Here is a 20,085-nt window from a genome sequence, read left to right as displayed (position 1 = left end):
TGGTTTTCATACAAGTTTGCGTCTGCTCGCGGGGCTGTCGGGAGCTAGCTGACTTGGCGAACCCGGTCGCCGATGTCGATCCTGACTTCACGCTGGGTCGGCTCTGGTCTGATGGACTTCGCGTTGGCGATCTTCTCGCGGGCGGGAAACGACTCTGCAAGTTCGGTTTCCAGCATCCTGGCGATTGACTCGTCGATCGATTCGAACGTGCCGAAGCCTCGGCCACCCGGTACGTCGTGCCCAGCGGCCAACTGGGACAACTCCAGCAGCGCCGGATGGTCGGCATTCGCGGGTGCGATCGTCCGAAACGTCACGGCACGTGAGTATTTGGGGTGCACATCGAGCACCTTGACGCGCAGCTTCTCGGTGGGCAGTTCGCCGATCACCGCCCCCGTCTCCGGGTCGATGATCTCGTCGCCATCGTGGGCCATCACCGCAAAGATCATGTCGGATTGCACGCCGTGCTCGGAACCGCGGTTGACGATCAGTGTGTATTCATCTTCGATGCGGGCGACGCTGCCGTGAATGAGTCCACGGGTTTCGGTGTCGGCAGCCTGGGCGGACTTCCGTTGACTCGGGGGCTGTTCGGTAGTGCCCAAGGCCAGCTCCGTCGCGGTTTTGGCTCGCACAACCTCAGTGAGTCCACTGTCGTGTCGGCCATTCTCGAAGTGACGCTGGGCTGCCGAGAGCCGCTCGTCGACATAGCGAACGGACCTCTTCAAGTGCAGGGTTGCGAAAATCGCGCCATGCGTGGCTCTTGCCAACTGTTGGTCGGGTGCATGCCTGCTGTACCAACGGTTTCCGAGGATGCCGATGGCGATGCAGAGTCCCGGAGTGAAGGCGATGACGCACGCTTGACCGATCGCGGTGCCCGCAAACGTAAATGCTCCGACCAGGCTCAGTGCGCCAAGTCCGGCGAGCACGGCGATCGTCTCTAGGGGAGTGGGCCGGAGTTCGCGCAACCGCACCAGCCGCCCGCCGAGCCAGCTAGCAAGGCGGCCTAGTCCCTTACCGAGCTGGACCAGCCACCCACCCAGGTGGGTGAACCCACTGTGCAAGCGTCTTCGCCAGTCAACCGCGTGTGCGTGCCAATCGATCGTCGGGGCCTTGAATTTCGACGCGGGCGGTGGTGGTGCGGCCGGTGCCGTGGGAAGCCATTGCCACACTTGTTGCGGTGCTGCAGGCTGCGGGCCTGAGCTTTGGTCGGCGACGGGCCCGGGCTCCGGAACTGCCGGATCGACTGGCTGCTGTCCCGCTTCGGGCGTCACGTCGACCGGTGGAGTTACAGCCGCTTTCGGTCCCGGCGTACCGTCGGCGTTTGCGTACGATTCCTCGGTCGTTGTGGATTGTTCGCCTGCCGCCACCGAACAATCATCTCACCGAGACGGACCCAAACCAGTGAGACGCGCCTTCCTCCTTCAAGTCGAGTCCGTATCAGGCCGTCCTGCGCCCTAATTGGTGAGCCACTGCCGGACACCACCGTGACCCGAGCAGGTACCCGAGTGGTGCGTGCTGAATGAGTAGTCACCGTCTCGACAGATTGCCGTAGCACCTGAGGGAGCGCCGCCGCCCACAATGCCCGACCCTGCGTCAGGTGTGCCGGCACCGCCCTGCGACGGACGGGGGATGCACTGTCCACTCGAATTCTCGTAGTAGCCCCCGCTGCAGCTCGCGGAAACAATCGCCGAGTCGGTTAAGAAGAGCGCGGCCGGGGCTACTCCTAAGGCCCCTCCCGCTATCGCTGCCATGGCAAACAATCGCCGTATTCGCATGTCGCACCCCATTAGATGATGTGTTCTTGAGGGGTGCCCGGCCCCAACGGGCAGCGTATGGGAACGATTGCGTAACCGCATGAGATTCCGAGAACTCGCGTTCTAGATCATCGCGATCGGCGATATCTCCATACCTACCTCCAGTGCGCCGGCCAACTCGCGAGCAGTGTCGGGGTCGAAAATGACGTGTCCGGAGCCCATCTCGACATCGCGCCGGGCCCGCTGCAGCGGATTGGACAAGAAGTTCGCCGATGCGCCCGCTGCTTGCATCAGGTTATTGATGACCGATTGCGACTCGTGCACGATGTGGGCCGCGGTGGCCCGGGCTATGGCACGCGTCTTGCGATCGACGCAGTCACCGCTGGCAACGGTCGAGTCGATGGTGCCCACCGTGTCGGCGAGCAGGCTTTGCAGCGCGTTGAGCCGCACCCGTGCGTCGGCCAGGCGGATCTGGGTTGCCGGCTGCTCCTTCTGCCGCGTTCCGCTATAGGCAAGAACGCGGGTCTGCAGCCGTTCGGCGAATGCGTTGGCAACCAATGACGCGCTGCCGAGAATAGGCATCGCGGCGGTGAAGGCGAGCGCGGTAATCACGGGCCACCGGTACAGCGCCGCATCGTGGACCTTGGCGCCGGGCGCCGTCCCGGCGGAGATGTCGGTCAGCTTGACGATCCGGTGCTCAGGTACGAAAACGTTGTTAAGGATCACGTCGTTGGAACCTGTCCCACGCATTCCCGCGGTATGCCAGGTGTCCTCGACGGTGGCCACGCCGGCGGGTAGCACCATCAGGCCCGGGAACATGTCGGCGCCCGAGCCGCAGAGCGCGCACACCATGATCCAGTCGGCGTGCATCACTCCGGTTGCCCAAGCCCACCGACCAGTCACGTTGTACCCACCAGGTACCCGCTCGCCGGCGCCTGTCGGGGCGAGAGGTGCGGGCGCGAGAACGGGGCCGGATGCGAAAACCTCTGTCTGTGCCTCCTCCTCGAACAGAGACAGGAACCAGTTGTGCAGCACGAAGAATCCGATGGTCCATGAGCTTGAAGCGCAACCGTAGGCCATCCGTTGAATCGGCATTAAAACGTCGGGAAAGCTCGCTTCTAGACCGCCAAAGCGCTTGGGCAGCAACAACTTGAGCAGGTCGCCAGCGCGGACCTCCGCCACGGTGTCATCGGGCAGCCTGCGTAACCGTTCGGCCTCCGGGGCCCGTTCGGCCAGCCGCGTGATGAAGTCATCGGGAACCAGCGTCGAGGGTGAAATGTTCGACTGCATGACGCACCACTCTATACTTTTTAGTATGGCGCCGACAACGCGCCGGAGTCTGCGCGGCTCCTGCCCAGGTCAGGGGCGCAACATGAAATCGACGAGATCTTCGCGCTCGGTCGCTGGCACATGGGCGCGCTTGGACTTCGACAGGTGCAACGCGCCGATTCCCAGCGCGAATGTCCAGGTGGCCCGCTGTTCGGCGGTCTTCGGGTCGAATCCGTGGTCGAGGAAGGCCTGTCGCACCGCGAGCCGGGTGCGACGATCCGCCTGTCCGACGCTGGCAGCAGCTTGGGGATCTGACCGGGCCCACTCCCGCATCGCGCGCTCGAGCATCCAATAGCGCGGACTCACCAGCGTCGCCATCATCTCGATCAGCCGTTCCCTGGGCTCCAATTCGGCCAGCTCATTGAATTGCTTGTGGTCCTCATCTCGCCATTGAGCCCAATTGGCCACGAGGGCCTCCTTGTAGGCGGCCATGTCGGTGAAATGCCAGTAGAAGCTGCCTTTGGTTACCCCGAGTCGCGACGTCAGATTGTCGATCTTGAGGGCTTTGAACCCTTCGTCAGCCAGGATCGCGTAACCGGTCTGTAGCCAGGCTTCCTTGGTGCTGGTGCTTCCACTGCGCTTCGGCTCCTTCGGCATCTCTACATGCTAAAGGCGCCGAACAGCCGCTCCGCATTGTCGCTGGTTGCCGACGCCAGCGGCTCGTGCACGTTCGTTCGATTGCGGTCGATGAAACCCGTAGGAGCAAAAGGGAAATCGCTTCCGTAGAGAAGTCGGTCGGTGCCAACAAGCTCAGCGGCGAGCCGCAGTGCCGCCGGGTCGGCGGACAACGCCACGTCGTAGTAGCAGCGTCGCAGTTGGTCTCGAACGGGCTCCCGGGGCCCACCCTTCGCCGACGGAAAGTCGTCCAGCATTGACAGCCGCCACGCAACCCAGGGCAGCGTGCCGCCCAAATGGGACAGCACCAGTGTCAGACCCGGGTAGCGCTGCAAGGTCTCGGCGAGGATCATCTCGGCGACCATCCGGGTGGTGTCGAACGTGAATTCCAAAACCGGTGCCGGCAGCGCCAACTGCGCTCCCGCCAGTGGCGGCGGAAGATTCGGGTGGACATGCACAACCGCGCCGTGGCGGTCGAGTTCTTCCAGCAACGGAGCGAACAAGGGGTCGCCCAGGTAGCGGCCACCATAGTTCGTCAACACGGCAACGCCATCGAGCTTCAGTTCGCCCAGGGCACGCCGCACCTCGGCCACCGAAGCCGCGACATCGGGCATGGGAAGGACAGCAAAGCCGCCGATGGTACCGGGATTCCGCTTTGCCAGATCGGCGATGGCGTCGTTGCAGGCGCGGGCCAGGGCGGGGCGTTCGCCGTCGTCGACGGGCTCGAGCGCCGGCGCGGAAATCGACACGACGGCCCGTTCGACTCCCAGGCTTTCGATGCGGTCCAGCATCGCCTGTTCGGACCAAGCCGGTTGCGGGATGCCTCCAATCGTGCCGTCGGTAGCAGCCTTGATGGCCGCCCGGTAAACGTCTGGAACCACATGGTGATGCACGTCGACCAAGCCGCTGACCATGGCCACACCCTACCTCTTGGTATGCTCCGGACATGGCGGAAGTCGCGCCTGCCTACCTGGGTGGGACTGCGGTACAGACGGATTCGCGTCCGGTCTACAACCCGGCCCATGCCCACGAAATCGTCGGTATGGCAGCGCATTGCGGTCCCGGGGTCGTCGACCAAGCCGTGCGCGCCGCGCGCGCCGCAGCCGCAGAATGGGCCGCCGTCCTGCCCCGAGATCGCAAGCGGCTGATGAGGGAGGCCGCCGTCGCCGCGATGGCGGACTTCGATGCGCTCACCGCCCTGCTCACCCGTGAGCAGGGCAAGGTGTTGTGGGAATCTGCCCTCGATCTCGCTGGCGCGCCCTATCTTCTGCACGAATGCTCGAAACTGATCGAGCGTGTGGTCGCCGAGGACGTCACCGAGAACGAACGCGGCCGCTTCATTGTTCGACGACGGCCGGTGGGCGTTGTCGGCGTGATCGTTCCGTGGAATTATCCTGTGCTGCTTGCTTTTAACGGGATCGCCGCCGCGTTGGCCGCGGGAAACACGGTGGTGGTGAAGCCGCCTGAGTTGGCGCCGATGGCGCTCACCAAGACGGTTACTGCCGTCGCCGCCGCGCTGCCACCGGGAGTGCTGAACGTCGTGCCCGGCGACGGCGCCGAGACGGGCGACGCGTTGGCCGGCCATCCGCTGGTCCGTCGCGTCCTGTTCACCGGCGGTGTGGTCAGTGGGCGCGAAGTGATGCGGTCGGCGGCACAGAACATCACCGGCGTCGGCCTCGAGCTGGGCGGTAACGATCCCGCGCTTGTCCTCTCGTCGGCGGTGGTCGACGACGAACTGGTAAAGGCGCTGCGCCACTCCGCCTTCACCTGTTCTGGACAGATTTGCTTTGCCATCAAACGGATTTACGTCCACCGCAGCCACTACCGAGAGCTTGTGGGCGCACTGGAAGAAGCGGTGAACGAGATCGCCGTCGGTGACGGGTTGAACCCGGAGAGCACGATCGGGCCGCTGATCACGCAGTCCGCCCGGCAACGGGTGCAGCGGCTCATCGATGACGCGGCCGACTCGGGCGCCGCCGTCCGACAGCTCGGCCGCAAGGTCGACCCGGCGACCTGGGACGAAGGTCATTTCCTGTTGCCGCACATAGTGAGTGACATCGCACAGGAGGCTGAGTTGGTGGCCGCCGAACAGTTCGGCCCAGCGCTGCCGATCCTGCCCTTCGATTCCGAAGATGAGGCGATTCGGATGGCCAATGACTCCGAGTTCGGCCTGGCAGCATCGGTTTGGACTCAAGACGATGACCACGCCTTCGAGGTGGCCCGCCAGATCGAGGCGGGCACCGTGTGCGTCAACGTGCATCGCGCCGGGGCGTCCGATCACACCACGCCCTTCGGTGGGGTCAAGCAGAGCGGGATCGGCCGTATCAACGGATGGGCCTCGATCGAGGAGGTCACCGACGTGCAGACGCTCATCCGTCGCGATGATGCGGCGTCGCTGCCGGGGCCGCACTGACCAGTGCTTGAGCCGTCTGGCCGGGTACATCGCTTGGCCACGGCCAGGAGTGGGCTGTCTTCGTGCCCGGCTTCCAGCGACAACTGAGCCGATTTTCGGCATGCCCCGCCGAAATTAAGTAGTCAACTACTCTAACCGGCCCCTCTCATTTGGGGTGAGTCTGTGTTCGCGACGCCACACCAGACACGGGGTCTCGTCCAGTCCGCCTCGACGAGCAAGGGGTACACGACATGTCATATGTAATCGCCGCGACCGACATGATCACCACTGCCGCAGCAGATTTGACCAGCGTGGGATCGGCCCTGAACGCGGCCAACGCAACCGCGAGCGCCGGAACGACGGCGATGCTGGCCGCGGGCGGCGATGAGGTGTCGGCAGCGATCGCCCGCCTGTTTTCCGCCTACGGGCAGCAATACCAGGCACTCAGCGCGCAGGCGGCGACGTTTCACGAGCAGTTCGTGCAGGCGTTGACCGCAGGCGCGCGAGCCTACGGGAGTGCCGAGACCGCGGCGGCCTCGCCGCTGCAGGGGGTGCTTGACGTAATCAATGGGCCGACCCTGCAGTTGACCGGCCGTCCGTTGATTGGCAACGGGGCCAACGGGGCCCCTGGTACGGGACAAGATGGTGCGCCCGGCGGTTGGTTGCTCGGTAACGGCGGTGCCGGCGGCTCGGGCCCGATCGGGCAAAAGGGTGGCAACGGCGGGGCTGCGGGGCTCTTCGGCACCGGTGGGGCCGGTGGGGCGGGCGGCAACTTCCTGCTCGCCGGCCCTCCTGGAGGGGCGGGCGGGAACGGTGGCGCCGGTGGACTCCTGTTCGGTAACGGTGGAGTCGGCGGGGCCGGTGGCGCTGGAAACGCCGTCGGTGGAGCGGGCGGCGCCGGCGGGGCTGGCGGTCTGTTCGGCGCTGGCGGGGCCGGCGGCGCGGGCGGGGTCGGAATGGTCAGCGGTACCGGCGGGGCCGGCGGCGCGGGCGGAAACGCCGGCCTGCTCAGCGGCTTGGTAGGCGCAGGTGGGGGGCACGGCGGAGCTGGCGGTACTGGCCTCGGTGGCGGCGGCGTCGGTGGAGCCGGAGGTGCCGGCGGCGCTGGAGGACTACTCGCTGGCGCCGGCGGTACCGGAGGAGTTGGGGGGGCGGCGCCGAACGCCGGATCGGGTAGTGGTGGGGCCGGTGGGCACGGTGGCAATGCGGGCCTGCTGTTCGGCAGCGGCGGCGCCGGTGGCGACGGTGGATACAGCAGCGCCAACACCGGTGGTGCCGGTGGGCACGGTGGCAACGCCGGCCTGCTGTTCTCCAGCGCCGGGACTGGCGGTGCGGGCGGGTATGGCGGCCTAAGTGGCGGAGTGGGCGGCAGCGGTGGCGACGCCGGTCTCCTCGGTTACGGCGGGCCCGGCGGGATCGGCGGCGCCAGCTCAGCCCAGGTGGGCGGCAATGGCGGGACCGGCGGCAAGGCCGGCCTGCTACTCGGCGTCGGCGGGGCCGGCGGCGAGGGTGGGTCTAGCGCCGCTGGGGCTGGCGGTGCCGGTGGCGCCGGAGGCAACGCCACGGTGATCGGCAACGGCGGGAACGGCGGCATAGGCGGTACCGGAACCACGACGGGCGGTACCGGTGCCGGCGGTTTCAGCGGGCTGCTGTTGGGTGCGGACGGGTTCAACGCTGCGGCCAGCGCGCATCCCCTAGGGCCACTGCATGCCGTCCAGCAGCAGGTAATGGGCGCGATCAACGCACCCACCCAGGCGCTGCTGGGACGCCCGCTGATCGGAAACGGTGTACCCGGCGCTGCGGGTACCGGCCAGAACGGGAGCCCCGGCGGGATCCTGCTGGGCGATGGCGGGGCGGGCGGCTCCGGGGCGCCCAACAACATCGGTGGCGATGGCGGGCCGGGTGGTGCCGGCGGCGCCCCCGGGCTCTTCGGGACGGGCGGTGCCGGCGGCGCCGGAGGCAGCAGCGCCCTGGCCAACGGTGGCGCGGGTGGTGCCGGCGGCGCCGGCGGGCTGTTGTCGGGCAACGGCGGCGTTGGCGGCCGCGGTGGGATCGCAACAGTCGGGACCGGGGGTGTCGGCGGGGCAGGCGGGGCCGGTGGACTGTTCGGCGGTGGGGGCAATGGCGGCACCGGCGGGGCTGGAATCACTCTGAACGCGGTGAGCGGGGCCGGCGGGGCCGGTGGGGCCGGCGGTGCGTTGAGTGGGCTGGTCGGTGCCGTCGGCGGCAACGGTGGCGACGGCGGCACCGGCCGCGGCCTCGGCGGTGCCGGCGGGGTAGGCGGCAACGGCGGCATGTTCGGTGGCGGCGCTGGCGACGGTGGCGCGGGCGGCTTGGCCTTGGTCGGCAACGGCGGGGCCGGTGGGCACGGCGGCAATGCCGGCACCTTGTTCGGTGCTGGCGGCCAAGGCGGAGACGGTGGTTTCGCCGGCGTCGGATTTACCGGCGGCGCCGGCGGCGGTGGTGGCAACTCCGGCCTGTTTTCCTCCAACGGCGGGGGCGGCGGCATGGGCGGGTTCAGCAGAACCACCGGAGGAGCCGGTGGGTCCGGTGGCAATGCCCTGCTGATGGGTTACGGCGGCATCGGCGGTGCCGGTGGACTCGGTGTAGCCGGCGTTGGGGGCACCGGTGGGACGGGCGGCCAGGGAGGCCCGCTGTCGGGTAATGGCGGCGCTGGCGGGGCCGGGGGATACAGCGATCTCGCAAAAGCCGGGGCAGGCGGGACCGGCGGCAATTCGCCGCTCGGTGTCGGCGGCAACGGCGGCAACGGCGGCATCGGAAACACCCCGAACAGCGGCGGGGTCGGCGGCGCCGGAGGGCTGTTGTCCGGTTTGGACGGGCTCAACGGGTAGAGGCGGCAGGTCTGCCCGCGCATCCACCGTCGCGTCAACGCGGTACGCGCGTCAGAGATGGCGTGCTACGAAAGCCGCCGCCTGAGCGGGCATTTCGGAATGTTGGTAGGACAGGTGTTCCGCCGAGAACAGCTCCTCATGTGAGGGCAGCGCCAGGGGCCCTGGAGTGCAAACCGGATCGCCGGGCGCACATAGGTCGATTGCTTTTGCGCCGTACCACGGGCTGATCTCGCTGATCGGTCCCTCGAGGTATCGCGTCGTCGGGTTTCCGAAGACGGCGACCGCAGCGACGTGTTCAGCCTGGTCCGCCGTGAGCGTCGCGGCGTTGAAGCCTGCGATCGACGCTCGGGCGATGGTGATCAGGTCGATCACCCCGGCGCCTTGGAAATATCCGCCGAGCACCAGCCTGGTCTCGGGACAGTTCGAGACCATGGAAACGACGTGAGCGTTGGCGTCCGCGGCACCGGCGGATACAGACCCGGGAAGATCGTCTTCGGTCGCGGGGTAGTTGACCGCGTACACCCCGAGGGATCGCCCGCCGATCTGCGAGCGCAGTGAATCGATGAAGGCCTGTCCGACCCCGCCGACACCGGGTGGTTCGTTGGTGCCGCGGGCGAATGTCACGTCGATGTCGGGGCAGGGAGCGGCCGATGCGACGGAACTAAGGACCGGTGCGTACAGCAGCGTTGCGAAGATTGTCAGCACCGCGGCACCTAGCGAACGCCCAAACTGGCGCGTGTTCACGTCTTCAATCGTCACACATATTCGGGGTCGGTGGGGAGCGCCGTCTTGACGGGCTGTGCAACCCCGGCAAGCCGCACCGGACACGGGGTGTAGCGATCTCGCCAAAGCCGGAGCGGGTGAGATTCGGGGCTAACTACGCGAGCAGGACGCCCGCTTGAAGCAGCTATGGCGGAGGTTGAGTTCGAGCAGGTTGGCAGGCTACCGGGGCGAGCCTACGATCTGCACGCGTGAAAAAGTCATTACCGTTCACAGTTGGCTTTGCCATTGCGTTTGCTGTCATCACCCCTATGGCAAACGCCGATCCGAGCAGGCTGTCATCGAATCAAACCGTGGGGCCGGTCGTCTGGCCCCTACCGCTGGAACCCGCGCAATGCGACCCAAATTATTCGGGTGCCTGTGTTCCGATCGCGAGTGATGTCGACTGCGCTGGCGGTAACGGCAATGGCCCCGCGTACGTCCAGGGCCCGGTAAGGGTCATCGGCAGGGACATCTACGGCCTGGATCGCGACGGCAACGGGATTGGGTGCGAATAGACACCCGGCGCCTACGGCGCGGGCTCTAACGCAGAGGCTGTGGCGGGTGGCAAGAGGTTTGAGGGCAATAGCCAGTTCCCCTATTCCTCGGCCACTTCGGCCTTGCAACCTCCCAGGCGTCCCCAGGGGAGGGAAACACTCCGAGGTTGCCAGAGGCCGGGCAACGCGCGAAGCGCGTCTAAGGCATGGGCGGGCATAAACCTGCGGCCATCAGCAAACCGCTCTCACCAGTGCCCCCGGCACGACTCGAACGTGCGACCTAGGGATTAGAAGGCCCTTGCTCTATCCACCTGAGCTACGGAGGCAATGCGCAGGTCAGTCTATCGAACGGCGGCGCAAGATCTTTTTGAGCGAGACATCAGGCACCAAAAGTGTTCCGCTGGGCCACTTATCAGTTATGGTGTGAGCCTCGACACACCGACATCGGCTGGCAATCAGCCGTTAACCGCAACGACGCGTGTGCCTGACGTCGAGGAGTGGACTTAGTTATGTGCATGGCCAGACTGACTGCGCCTTTTTCGCGGGCAGGAGCCGAGGCATTGCGGCAGGGCGCGCAGCCCGCGTCCGACGCCAAAGGCAGCTACGGATCGGTCCTGATGCGTGGGTTCCCATTCGCCGTGGGCTGGGTCGCCAACTGGGTGGCCACTGAATTTCCCCCGCACGTCCTGACCGGGCACGCGTTGTCCCGCGTAGCCCCGCCGGCGGTCAAGCGGGTCGGTACTACATGGGCGGCCCAGCGGGCAGATCAATTCCTGACCGCCGCGCTGGAGGAGTCATTCGGTCCAGACTTCCGTGAGCAGGTGGTTCATCCGGCCACCCATCAGACCGCGAGGACGCGTCGGGGTACCCGCTTGCCGTCCGGACCTCACCGCCGGTACGCGGCGCACACGTCCAACATTTCTTACGGTCCGAACGGCCGTGATCATCTGCTCGACGTCTGGCGGCGGTCCGACCTGGCGCCAGGGCACCGCGCACCGGTGCTGTTACAGGTCCCCGGTGGGGCATGGTCGGTCAACGGCAAGCGTCCCCAGGCGTACACGCTGATGAGCCGCATGGTCGAACTCGGCTGGATCTGCGTCTCGATCAACTACAGCAAGAGTCCGCGCTGCGTGTTTCCGCAGCACATCATCGACGTCAAGCGGGCTATCGCATGGGTTCGGGAGAACATCGGCGACTTCGGCGGCGACTCCGATTTCATCGCGATCACCGGTGGGTCGGCCGGCGGTCACCTCGCCTCGCTGGCCGCGCTCACCCCCAACGACCCGAAGTTCCAGCCCGGCTTCGAAAATGCCGACACCACGGTCCAGGCGGCGGTGCCGTACTACGGGGTCTACGACTTCACCGACTTCGACAACATGCACGAGATGATGCTGCCGTTCCTCGAGCAATTCGTGATGAAGAGCCGGTACGCCGACGACCCCGAACGGTTTATCGCAGCATCACCGATTTCCTACGTCCACCCCGACGCCCCTCCGTTCTTCGTGCTGCACGGCGATCGAGACCAGCTCGTACCAAGCGGCCAGGCGCGGTCGTTCTGCGCCGCGCTACGGGGAGCCGGAGCTTCCACCGTCGCCCACGCCGAGCTGGCCTACGCGCACCACGGGTTCGACATCATGCCGACGGTGCGATCACGGCTAGCAGCCAGGGCCGTCTCCGACTTCCTGGGCATCACCTACGGCCAGCGCGACTTCTCGCTCGGGTCTTTGGCGATGGAAGCGTAACCGGCCAGCTGAACCTCGACTGCGCTGCAAGTCACTTTCACGCGCGCGCCAACCGGACTAGCGTTGTGTTGGCATTTGGGGGTTGCACGTCTGACGCAGGAGGGCTTGATCGGCGGTGGCTGAGTCCGTTGAGGCCGTGAAATATTCCGACGAGCTTGGTCCGGTCGATTATTTGATGCACCGGGGCGAGGCGAATCCGCGAACTCGCTCGGGAATCATGGCGGTCGAACTCCTCGACACCACTCCGGACTGGGACCGGTTCCGCACTCGCTTCGAACACGCCTCCCGGCGGGTGCTGCGGTTGCGGCAGAAAGTTGTGGTGCCGACGCTGCCGACGGCAGCACCCCGGTGGGTGGTCGACCCGGATTTCAATCTGGACTTCCATGTGCGACGGGTCCGTGTCGCCGAGCCCGGCACGCTGCGAGAGGTGTTCGACCTGGCCGAGGTGATCCTGCAGTCGCCTCTGGACATAACGCGACCGCTGTGGACGGCGACCCTGGTCGAGGGATTGCCCGATGGCAGGGCCGCCACCCTGCTGCATCTGAGCCATGCGGTCACTGACGGTGTCGGCAGTGTCGAGATGTTCGCCGAGATCTACGACCTGGAGCGGGATCCGCCACCACGGCCGGTGCCCCCGCAACCGATTCCGCAGGATCTGTCTCCCAACGAGCTGATGCGGCAGGGCATCAACCACCTGCCCATCGCCATCGTCGGCGGCGTCGTGGATGCGGTTTCCGGTGCGGTGACGGCGGCCGGGCGGGCGGTGCTGGAACCCACGTCGACGATTTCGGGCATCGTGGGCTACGCGCTGTCGGGACTGCGGGTGATGAACCGGGCCGCCGAACCGTCGCCGCTGCTGCGCCGGCGCAGCCTGGCCAGCCGCACCGAAGCGATCGACATCCCGCTCGCCGATCTGCACCGGGCCGCCAAGGCTGGCGGCGGCTCGATCAACGACGCCTACCTGGCCGGCTTGTGCGGCGCGTTGCGGCGCTACCACGAGGCGCTCGGAGTGCCGATCAGCACGCTGCCGATGGCCGTTCCGGTGAACCTGCGGGCGCAAGATGACGCCGTCGGCGGCAATCAATTCACCGGGGTCAATCTGGCCGCACCGGTGGGCACCGTCGATCCGGTGGCGCGGATGAAGAAGATCCGTGCGCAGATGACACAGCGGCGCGAGGAGCCGGCGATGAACATCGTCGGATCCATCGCACCGGTGCTCAGTGTGTTGCCGACGGCCGTGCTGGAAGGGATCACCGGTTCGGTGATCGGTTCGGATGTGCAGGCCAGCAACGTTCCCGTCTATCCGGGCGACACCTACATCGCCGGCGCGAAAGTCTTGCGGCAGTACGGAATCGGCCCGCTGCCGGGAGTCGCGATGATGGTGGTGCTGATTTCCCGCGGCGGGTGGTGCACCATCACCGTGCGTTACGACCGCGCATCGGTACGCAAAGACGAGCTGTTCGCACAGTGCCTGCTCGAAGGGTTCGACGAAATCCTTGCGCTAGCGGGAGATCCGGCGCCGCGGGCAGTGCCGGCGTCGTTCACGGTCGAGGCGAGCGGTTCGACGACCGAAAAGGTGTCGGGTTCATGAGCACCCCAGACGAGCAGGAGATCAAAAACAGCCGCGACCTGCGGCTGCCCGGCTCGGTGGCCGAAATCATGGCCAGTCCCGAAGGCCCCCACATCGGCGCCTTCTTCGATCTGGATGGGACGTTGGTCGCGGGCTTCACCGCCGTGATCCTCACCCAGGAGCGGCTGCGGCGCCGCGACATGGGTGTGGGAGAGCTGCTCAGCATGGTCCAGGGCGCGCTGAACCACCGCCTTGGTCGCATCGAGTTCGAGGATCTGATCAGCAAGGCGGCCATGGCGCTGGCCGGACGCCTGCTGACCGATCTGGAGGAGATCGGCGAGCGCCTGTTCGCCCAGCGGATCGAATCCCGGATTTACCCGGAAATGCGCGAATTGGTGCGGGCCCACGTCGCCCGCGGCCACACCGTGGTGCTCAGCTCCTCGGCACTGACCATCCAGGTCAATCCGGTGGCCCGCTTCCTCGGCATCAACAACACGCTCACCAACAAGTTCGAGACGAACGAGGACGGCATTCTCACCGGTCGGGTGCTGAAGCCGATCCTGTGGGGGCCGGGGAAAGCCGCTGCGGTGCAAGCCTTTGCGGCCGAACACAACATCGACCTCAAAGACAGCTACTTCTACGCTGACGGTGACGAGGACGTCGCCCTGATGTACCTGGTCGGCAACCCGCGCCCGACCAATCCCGAGGGCAAGATGGCCGCCGTCGCCAGGCGTCGTGGCTGGCCGATCTTGAAGTTCGAAAGTCGCGGCGGCGTCGGCTTGCAACGACAACTGCGCACCCTGGCCGGATTCAGCACGATGTTCCCCATCGCCGCGGGCGCGGTGGGGTGGGGTGCCCTGACCCGCAATCGACGCCGCGGGGTGAACTTCTTCACCTCCAACTTCTCCCAGATACTGCTGGCCACCTGTGGTGTGCACCTGAATGTCATCGGGAAAGAGAACCTGACCGCGCAGCGTCCCGCGGTGTTCATCTTCAACCACCGCAACCAAGTTGACCCGGTCATCACCGGCGCCTTGGTGAAGGACAACTGGATCGCCGTCGGCAAGAAGGAACTCGAGCGGGATCCGATCATGGGCACCATGGGCAAGTTGCTCGACGGGGTGTTCATCGACCGCGACGATTCCGCTTCCGCGGTGGAGACGCTGCACGAAGTTGAGGAGCGCGCGAAGAACGGGCTGTCCATCGTGATAGCCCCAGAGGGCACCCGGTTGGACACGACCGAAGTCGGGCCGTTCAAGAAGGGGCCGTTCCGCATCGCGATGGCAGCGGGAATTCCCATCGTGCCCATCGTGATTCGCAACGCGGAGATCATCGCCTCGCGCAACTCCACGACGCTGAATCCGGGCACGGTCGACGTTGCGGTGTTCCCGCCGATCCCGGTGGACGACTGGACGTTGGAGGACTTGCCGGACCGCATCGACGAGATTCGTCAGCTCTACTTGGACGTGCTGGCGAACTGGCCGATGGATGACAAGTTGCCCGAGCTCGATCTCTACGCCAGGAAGAAGCCGGCCGGCGAGGCAAAGGCCGGCGAGGCAAAGGCCGGCCCGGCAAAGGTGAAGGCAGCCAAGGCAACCGCGAAGAAGAGCCCGGCCAAGAAGGCCGCCAGCAAGACCCCCGTGAAAAAGGCGGCGCAGAGCGCGGCAAAGAAGACCCCGGCGAAGAAGGCGACCAAGAAGGCCCCCGCCAAGAAACCCTCGCCGGCCACCCCGCACGCGTCCGTAGTCGAACTGAAAGATGGTCAGGCGCAGGAACCCGCTGCGCCCGAAGGACAACCGTGACCAATCCGTTGGCAGACGTCAGCGCAGTCCTCAACGCCGAAGACACGCTGGTGTTGGCCTCGATGGATTCGCCGGTCGAGATCGAGTTGGTAATGGACTGGCTCGCGCAGCAGCGTGCCCGCAGTCCGCAGACCAAGTTCGACGTCTTGAAACTGCCGCCGCGCAACGCGCCGCCGGCGGCGCTGACCGCAATTGTCGAGCAACTCGATCCGGACCGGAACGACGAGCGTTCCGTCGTGCCGGTCCGCGTGTTCTGGCAGCCACCGCCGAATCGCAGCAGAGCGGCCAAGATAGCGGGACTTCTTCCCGGCCGGGATCCCTATAATCCCAGCCGCGGTCAGCAGCGCCGCATCCTACGCAGCGATCCCCGGCGGGCGCGCGTGCTGGCGGGTGAGGCTGCCAAAATTTCCGAGCTGCGCCAGCAGTGGCGCGAGACCACCGTCGGCGGGACACCGACCGATTTCGCCGAATTCGTCACCCGGCGGGCCATTTTGGCTCTGGCGCGAGCCGAATATCGCATCCTTGGACCGCAATACAAGTCTCCCCGCCTGGTGAAGCCGGAGATGTTGGCTTCCACGCGATTCCGCGCCGGCCTCGAGCAGATTCCCGGAGCCACGGTCGAGGAGGCCGGGAAGATGCTCGACGAACTGGCCACCGGGTGGAGCCAGGTATCGGTAGACCTGGTTGGGGTCCTCGGGAAAATGCTCAGCCGCGGCTTCGACCCGGAGTTTGACTACGACGAGTATCAAGTCGCGGCCGTCCGCGCGGCGCTGGAGACGCACCCCGCGGTCCTGCTGTTCTCGCACCGGTCTTACATCGACGGCGCGGTGGTACCGGTGGCCATGCAGGACAACCGATTACCACCGGTACACGTGTTCGGTGGCATCAACTTGGCGTTCGGCATCATGGGACCGCTGATGCGGCGGGCGGGAACCATCTTCATCCGGCGCAACATCGGCGACGATCCGCTGTACAAGTACGTGCTCAAGGAGTACGTGGGCTACATCGTCGAGAAGCGGTTCAACCTGAGCTGGTCCATCGAAGGCACCCGTTCTCGCACCGGAAAGATGTTGCCGCCCAAGCTCGGCCTGATGAGTTACGTAGCCGACGCCTACCTGGACGGCCGTAGCGACGACATCCTGCTGCAGGGTGTGTCGATCTGCTTCGACCAACTGCACGAGATCGCCGAGTACGCCGCCTATGCGCGCGGCGCGGAGAAGACGCCCGAGGGCTTCAGCTGGCTGTACAACTTCATCAAGGCCCAGGGCGAGCGCAACTACGGCAAGATCTACGTCCGCTTCCCCGAAGCCGTGTCGATGCGGCAGTATCTGGGCGAACCCAACGGCCCGATCGCCACCGACACGGCCGCCAAAAGGCTTGCGCTGCAGAAGATGTCATTCGAGGTCGCGTGGCGGATTCTGCAGGCGACGCCGGTGACCGCGACGGGTTTGGTCTCCGCACTGCTGCTCACCACCCGCGGGGCGGCGTTGACCCTGGACCAGCTGCATCACACCCTGCAGGACTCACTGGACTACCTGGAGCGCAAGCAGACACCGGTGTCGACGAGTGCACTGCGGCTACGTACCCGCGAGGGCGTGCGCGCGGCGGTCGACGCGCTGTCCAACGGGCACCCGGTCACGTGTGTCGACAGCGGCCGGGAACCGGTGTGGTACATCGCTCCTCAGCATGAGCATGCCGCCGCGTTCTACCGCAACTCGGTGATCCATGCCTTCCTGGAAACCTCGATCGTCGAGCTTGCGCTGGCACACGCCAGACATGTTGACGGCGACCGGGTCTCGGCCTTCTGGGACCAGGCGATGCGGCTACGGGATCTGCTGAAGTTTGATTTCTACTTCGCCGATTCCACGGCGTTCCGCGACAACCTCGCCGAAGAGTTGGCGTGGCACCAAGATTGGGAAGCTCACCTTGCAGCAGGTGGCGAGCAGATCGACGCGATGCTGTATGCCAAGCGTCCGTTGATGTCCGACGCATTGTTACGGGTCTTCTTCGAGGCGTACGAGATTGTGGCTGACGTGCTGCGCGATGCGCCGGCGAACATCGGGCAGAAAGAGCTCACCGAGTTGGCGCTCGGAGTTGGCCGGCAGTATGTGGCGCAAACCCGGGTCCGCAGCAGTGAATCGGTGTCGACCCTGCTCTTCGCGACGGCAAACCAGGTCGTCGCCGATCAGGATCTCATCGCCCCGGCACCCGACCTCGCCGAACGGCGCAACGCGTTTCGCCGAGAGCTACGCAGCATCCTGCGAGATTTCGCCTACGTCGAACGGATCGCGCGGAATCAGTTCATCGCTCGCGAGCAAGCCCGCGCGGCTTCGAGGCGCAGCGGAACCAAGTCCGACAGCGTCGCTTCATAGCCGCTATCTCGCTGCCGTTATCCCCAGTCGCGATTTTCTCCACAGCAGTAGGTCGACGCGGCGCTCACCGAGGCGTTTTACCGACGCGTTGTCGGTGCCGCGGGGCTGAATCAACACCGGCACGAGCCACCTGATTCAGCTACGAGAGGAACGAGGCAATGTTTGAAACGCACCTGACCGTCGTCGGGCACATCGTCAACAACCCCCAGCGCCACCGAGTCGGCGATCAGGAAGTGATCAGGTTTCGGGTGGCCAGCAATTCGCGTCGTCGGACCGGGGACGGCACCTGGGAGCCGGGCAATTCGCTGTTCATCACCGTCAACTGCTGGGGCCGGTTGGTCACCGGAGTCGGCGCTGCACTGGCCAAAGGCGCACCGGTGATCGTGGTAGGCCACGTCTTCACCAGCGAATATGAAGACCGGGACGGCAACAAGCGTTCGTCAACCGAGATGCGGGCGACGGCCGTCGGGCCGGATCTCTCCCGCGCGCTCGTGCGCATCGAAAAGTTCGGCTACACGGGGCCGAACCCGCAGGACAGTCCGGCAACGGCGGTAGCCGAAAGCGAAAGCGACTCCGTGGCCCAGGTGGAACAGACCAGGGACGGAACCGCCGAACCCGCCGCGACGGGCGATGCTGCGCTGCCTCTGTCGGCTTAGGTGCTCGGTGCCGTGCCTAGGATGGTCGGCGAGATTGTTTCGGAAGATCAGAAAGGCGACCCCGCGGCATGGCTGAGTTCATCTACACGATGAAGAAGGTCCGCAAGGCGCACGGCGACAAAGTGATTCTCGACGACGTGACGTTGAGTTTTTACCCCGGCGCCAAGATCGGCGTTGTCGGCCCCAACGGAGCCGGTAAGTCGAGCGTCTTGCGGATCATGGCCGGGCTGGACAAGCCGAACAACGGCGACGCCTTCCTGGCAACCGGTGCGACTGTCGGCATTTTGCAGCAGGAGCCACCGCTCAACGAGGAAAAGACGGTCCGCGGCAACGTGGAAGAGGGCCTGGGCGACATCAAGGTCAAGCTCGACCGCTTCAACGAGGTCGCGGAGTTGATGGCCACCGACTACTCCGACGAGTTGATGGAGGAGATGGGCCGGCTGCAGGAGGAGCTCGACCACGCCGACGCGTGGGACCTCGACTCGCAGCTCGAGCAGGCCATGGATGCGCTGCGCTGCGCGCCGCCCGACGAGCCGGTGACCAACCTGTCCGGTGGCGAACGTAGGCGCGTCGCGTTGTGCAAACTGCTGCTGTCCAAACCCGACCTGTTGTTGCTCGACGAGCCGACCAACCACCTGGACGCCGAAAGTGTCCAGTGGCTCGAGCAACACCTGGCCAACTACCCTGGCGCGATCCTGGCCGTCACCCACGACCGCTACTTCCTGGACAACGTCGCCCAGTGGATCCTCGAGCTCGACCGGGGCCGGGCATACCCCTACGAGGGCAACTACTCGACCTACCTCGAGAAGAAGGCCGAGCGGATCGCGGTTCAGGGCCGCAAGGACGCCAAACTGCAGAAGCGGTTGCAGGAGGAACTGGCCTGGGTCCGGTCCGGCGCCAAAGCGCGTCAGGCCAAGAGCAAGGCCCGTCTGCAGCGCTATGAAGAGATGGCCGCGGAGGCGGAGAAGACCCGCAAGCTTGACTTCGAGGAGATCCAGATCCCGGTGGGGCCACGCCTGGGGTCGCTGGTGGTCGAAGTCAGCCACCTCGACAAGGGCTACGAGGGGCGCACCCTGATCAAGGATCTCTCCTTCACGCTGCCGCGCAACGGCATCGTCGGCGTCATCGGGCCCAACGGGGTCGGCAAGACCACGCTGTTCAAGACCATCGTCGGCCTCGAGCAACCGGACAGCGGCACGGTCAAGATCGGCGAGACCGTGAAGCTGAGCTACGTCGACCAGACCCGCTCGGGCATCGATCCCAAGAAGACGGTGTGGGAGGTCGTCTCCGACGGACTCGACTACATCGAGGTCGGTCAATCCGAGGTGCCGTCGCGGGCGTACGTGTCGGCGTTCGGATTCAAGGGTCCCGACCAGCAGAAGCCGGCCGGCGTCCTGTCGGGTGGCGAACGCAACAGGTTGAACCTCGCGCTGACGCTCAAGCAGGGCGGCAACCTGATCCTGCTCGACGAACCGACCAACGACCTGGACGTCGAAACGCTGAGTTCGCTGGAGAACGCCCTGGTGAACTTCCCCGGCTGCGCGGTGGTGATTTCCCACGACCGCTGGTTCCTCGACCGGACGTGCACGCACATCCTGGCGTGGGAGGGCGACGAGGACAACGAGGCCAAATGGTTCTGGTTTGAAGGCAACTTCGGCGCCTACGAAGAGAACAAAGTCGAACGGCTTGGCGCCGAAGCCGCGCGTCCGCACAGGGTGACCCATCGGAGGTTGACACGGGACTAATGT

Annotated in this window: 15 protein-coding genes and 1 tRNA gene; 9 read left to right on the top strand and 7 right to left on the bottom strand. The window is 65.8% G+C overall.

All coding sequences use genetic code 11. The features are described from left to right. Window positions 1-44: 44 nt before the first annotated feature. The 5 genes from G6N68_RS19075 to G6N68_RS19055 form a co-directional block, all read right to left on the bottom strand. Entirely contained in the window at window positions 45-1,058 is a 1,014-nt protein-coding gene (locus G6N68_RS19075) for an MreC domain-containing protein (RefSeq protein WP_163715564.1), read from the bottom strand. 393 nt (window positions 1,059-1,451) lie between these two features. Further along, the gene (locus tag G6N68_RS19070; RefSeq protein ID WP_240355534.1) at window positions 1,452-1,748 is read right to left on the bottom strand and encodes a DUF3761 domain-containing protein; all 297 of its coding nucleotides are present in this window, start codon (window positions 1,746-1,748) and stop codon (window positions 1,452-1,454) included. 126 nt (window positions 1,749-1,874) lie between these two features. Further along, window positions 1,875-3,041, bottom strand: a complete 1,167-nt coding sequence (locus G6N68_RS19065) for an acyl-CoA dehydrogenase family protein (protein ID WP_163715559.1) — start codon at window positions 3,039-3,041, stop codon at window positions 1,875-1,877. 69 nt (window positions 3,042-3,110) lie between these two features. Further along, window positions 3,111-3,677 (bottom strand): TetR/AcrR family transcriptional regulator, encoded by a 567-nt coding sequence (locus G6N68_RS19060; protein WP_163715557.1) that lies wholly within the window; start codon window positions 3,675-3,677, stop codon window positions 3,111-3,113. Window positions 3,678-3,679: 2 nt separating this feature from the next. Next, the gene (locus G6N68_RS19055) at window positions 3,680-4,609 is read right to left on the bottom strand and encodes an amidohydrolase family protein (protein ID WP_163715553.1); all 930 of its coding nucleotides are present in this window, start codon (window positions 4,607-4,609) and stop codon (window positions 3,680-3,682) included. 32 nt (window positions 4,610-4,641) lie between these two features. Between G6N68_RS19055 and G6N68_RS19050 the strand changes: the two genes are divergently transcribed. Both G6N68_RS19050 and G6N68_RS19045 read left to right on the top strand, forming a co-directional pair. Next, window positions 4,642-6,108: an aldehyde dehydrogenase family protein gene (locus G6N68_RS19050; protein ID WP_163715550.1), complete on the top strand. Its 1,467-nt coding sequence runs from the start codon at window positions 4,642-4,644 to the stop codon at window positions 6,106-6,108. A gap of 230 nt (window positions 6,109-6,338) precedes the next feature. Beyond that, entirely contained in the window at window positions 6,339-8,939 is a 2,601-nt protein-coding gene (locus G6N68_RS19045) for a PE family protein (RefSeq protein ID WP_163715548.1), read from the top strand. 51 nt (window positions 8,940-8,990) lie between these two features. On the opposite strand, the gene G6N68_RS19040 is transcribed toward G6N68_RS19045, so the two are convergent. Then, window positions 8,991-9,683, bottom strand: coding sequence for a cutinase family protein (locus G6N68_RS19040; RefSeq protein WP_205351389.1), 693 nt, complete (start codon window positions 9,681-9,683; stop codon window positions 8,991-8,993). Window positions 9,684-9,970: 287 nt separating this feature from the next. Here G6N68_RS19040 and G6N68_RS19035 point away from each other — a divergent pair, with 287 nt between their 5' ends. Continuing rightward, a complete protein-coding gene (locus G6N68_RS19035) occupies window positions 9,971-10,216 on the top strand; it encodes a hypothetical protein (protein WP_163715545.1) in 246 nt (81 codons plus the stop codon). 231 nt (window positions 10,217-10,447) lie between these two features. Here G6N68_RS19035 and G6N68_RS19030 read toward each other — a convergent pair. Continuing rightward, window positions 10,448-10,521, bottom strand: a tRNA-Arg gene (locus G6N68_RS19030). A gap of 183 nt (window positions 10,522-10,704) precedes the next feature. Here G6N68_RS19030 and lipQ point away from each other — a divergent pair. The 6 genes from lipQ (at window position 10,705) to ettA (ending at window position 20,082) form a co-directional block, all read left to right on the top strand. Further along, window positions 10,705-11,937 (top strand): esterase LipQ, encoded by a 1,233-nt coding sequence (gene lipQ / locus G6N68_RS19025; RefSeq protein ID WP_163715542.1) that lies wholly within the window; start codon window positions 10,705-10,707, stop codon window positions 11,935-11,937. Window positions 11,938-12,052: 115 nt separating this feature from the next. Beyond that, on the top strand, window positions 12,053-13,528 hold the full coding sequence (locus G6N68_RS19020) for a WS/DGAT/MGAT family O-acyltransferase (RefSeq protein WP_163715539.1): 1,476 nt from the start codon (window positions 12,053-12,055) through the stop codon (window positions 13,526-13,528). Next, a complete protein-coding gene (locus G6N68_RS19015) occupies window positions 13,525-15,309 on the top strand; it encodes an HAD-IB family hydrolase/lysophospholipid acyltransferase family protein (protein ID WP_163715536.1) in 1,785 nt (594 codons plus the stop codon). The genes G6N68_RS19020 and G6N68_RS19015 overlap by 4 nt, the downstream gene beginning before the upstream one ends. Then, window positions 15,306-17,681 carry a glycerol-3-phosphate 1-O-acyltransferase gene (locus tag G6N68_RS19010; protein WP_163715533.1) on the top strand — a complete coding sequence of 792 codons (2,376 nt, stop codon included), beginning with the start codon at window positions 15,306-15,308 and terminating at the stop codon, window positions 17,679-17,681. Before G6N68_RS19015 ends, G6N68_RS19010 begins: the two co-directional genes overlap by 4 nt. A gap of 158 nt (window positions 17,682-17,839) precedes the next feature. Further along, complete coding sequence (locus tag G6N68_RS19005; protein ID WP_163715530.1) at window positions 17,840-18,337, top strand: single-stranded DNA-binding protein; 498 nt, start codon at window positions 17,840-17,842, stop codon at window positions 18,335-18,337. 68 nt (window positions 18,338-18,405) lie between these two features. Beyond that, window positions 18,406-20,082 carry an energy-dependent translational throttle protein EttA gene (ettA, locus tag G6N68_RS19000; RefSeq protein WP_163715527.1) on the top strand — a complete coding sequence of 559 codons (1,677 nt, stop codon included), beginning with the start codon at window positions 18,406-18,408 and terminating at the stop codon, window positions 20,080-20,082. The last annotated feature ends 3 nt before the right edge of the window (window positions 20,083-20,085 follow it).

Origin of the sequence: Mycobacterium bourgelatii, assembly GCF_010723575.1 — a bacterium.
Lineage (GTDB): Bacteria > Actinomycetota > Actinomycetes > Mycobacteriales > Mycobacteriaceae > Mycobacterium > Mycobacterium bourgelatii.
This window is presented reverse-complemented; position numbering and strand designations above follow the sequence as displayed.

Excerpts from the sequence above, each read along its gene's own strand:
- G6N68_RS19070 (WP_240355534.1), bottom strand. The coding sequence starts at position 1,748 with ATGGCAGCGATAGCGGGAGGGGCCTTAGGAGTAGCCCCGGCCGCGCTC.
- G6N68_RS19065 (WP_163715559.1), bottom strand. The coding sequence starts at position 3,041 with ATGCAGTCGAACATTTCACCCTCGACGCTGGTTCCCGATGACTTCATC.
- G6N68_RS19060 (WP_163715557.1), bottom strand. The coding sequence starts at position 3,677 with ATGCCGAAGGAGCCGAAGCGCAGTGGAAGCACCAGCACCAAGGAAGCC.
- G6N68_RS19055 (WP_163715553.1), bottom strand. The coding sequence starts at position 4,609 with ATGGTCAGCGGCTTGGTCGACGTGCATCACCATGTGGTTCCAGACGTT.
- G6N68_RS19050 (WP_163715550.1), top strand. The coding sequence starts at position 4,642 with ATGGCGGAAGTCGCGCCTGCCTACCTGGGTGGGACTGCGGTACAGACG.
- G6N68_RS19045 (WP_163715548.1), top strand. The coding sequence starts at position 6,339 with ATGTCATATGTAATCGCCGCGACCGACATGATCACCACTGCCGCAGCA.
- G6N68_RS19035 (WP_163715545.1), top strand. The coding sequence starts at position 9,971 with ATGGCAAACGCCGATCCGAGCAGGCTGTCATCGAATCAAACCGTGGGG.
- lipQ (WP_163715542.1), top strand. The coding sequence starts at position 10,705 with ATGTGCATGGCCAGACTGACTGCGCCTTTTTCGCGGGCAGGAGCCGAG.
- G6N68_RS19015 (WP_163715536.1), top strand. The coding sequence starts at position 13,525 with ATGAGCACCCCAGACGAGCAGGAGATCAAAAACAGCCGCGACCTGCGG.
- G6N68_RS19005 (WP_163715530.1), top strand. The coding sequence starts at position 17,840 with ATGTTTGAAACGCACCTGACCGTCGTCGGGCACATCGTCAACAACCCC.
- ettA (WP_163715527.1), top strand. The coding sequence starts at position 18,406 with ATGGCTGAGTTCATCTACACGATGAAGAAGGTCCGCAAGGCGCACGGC.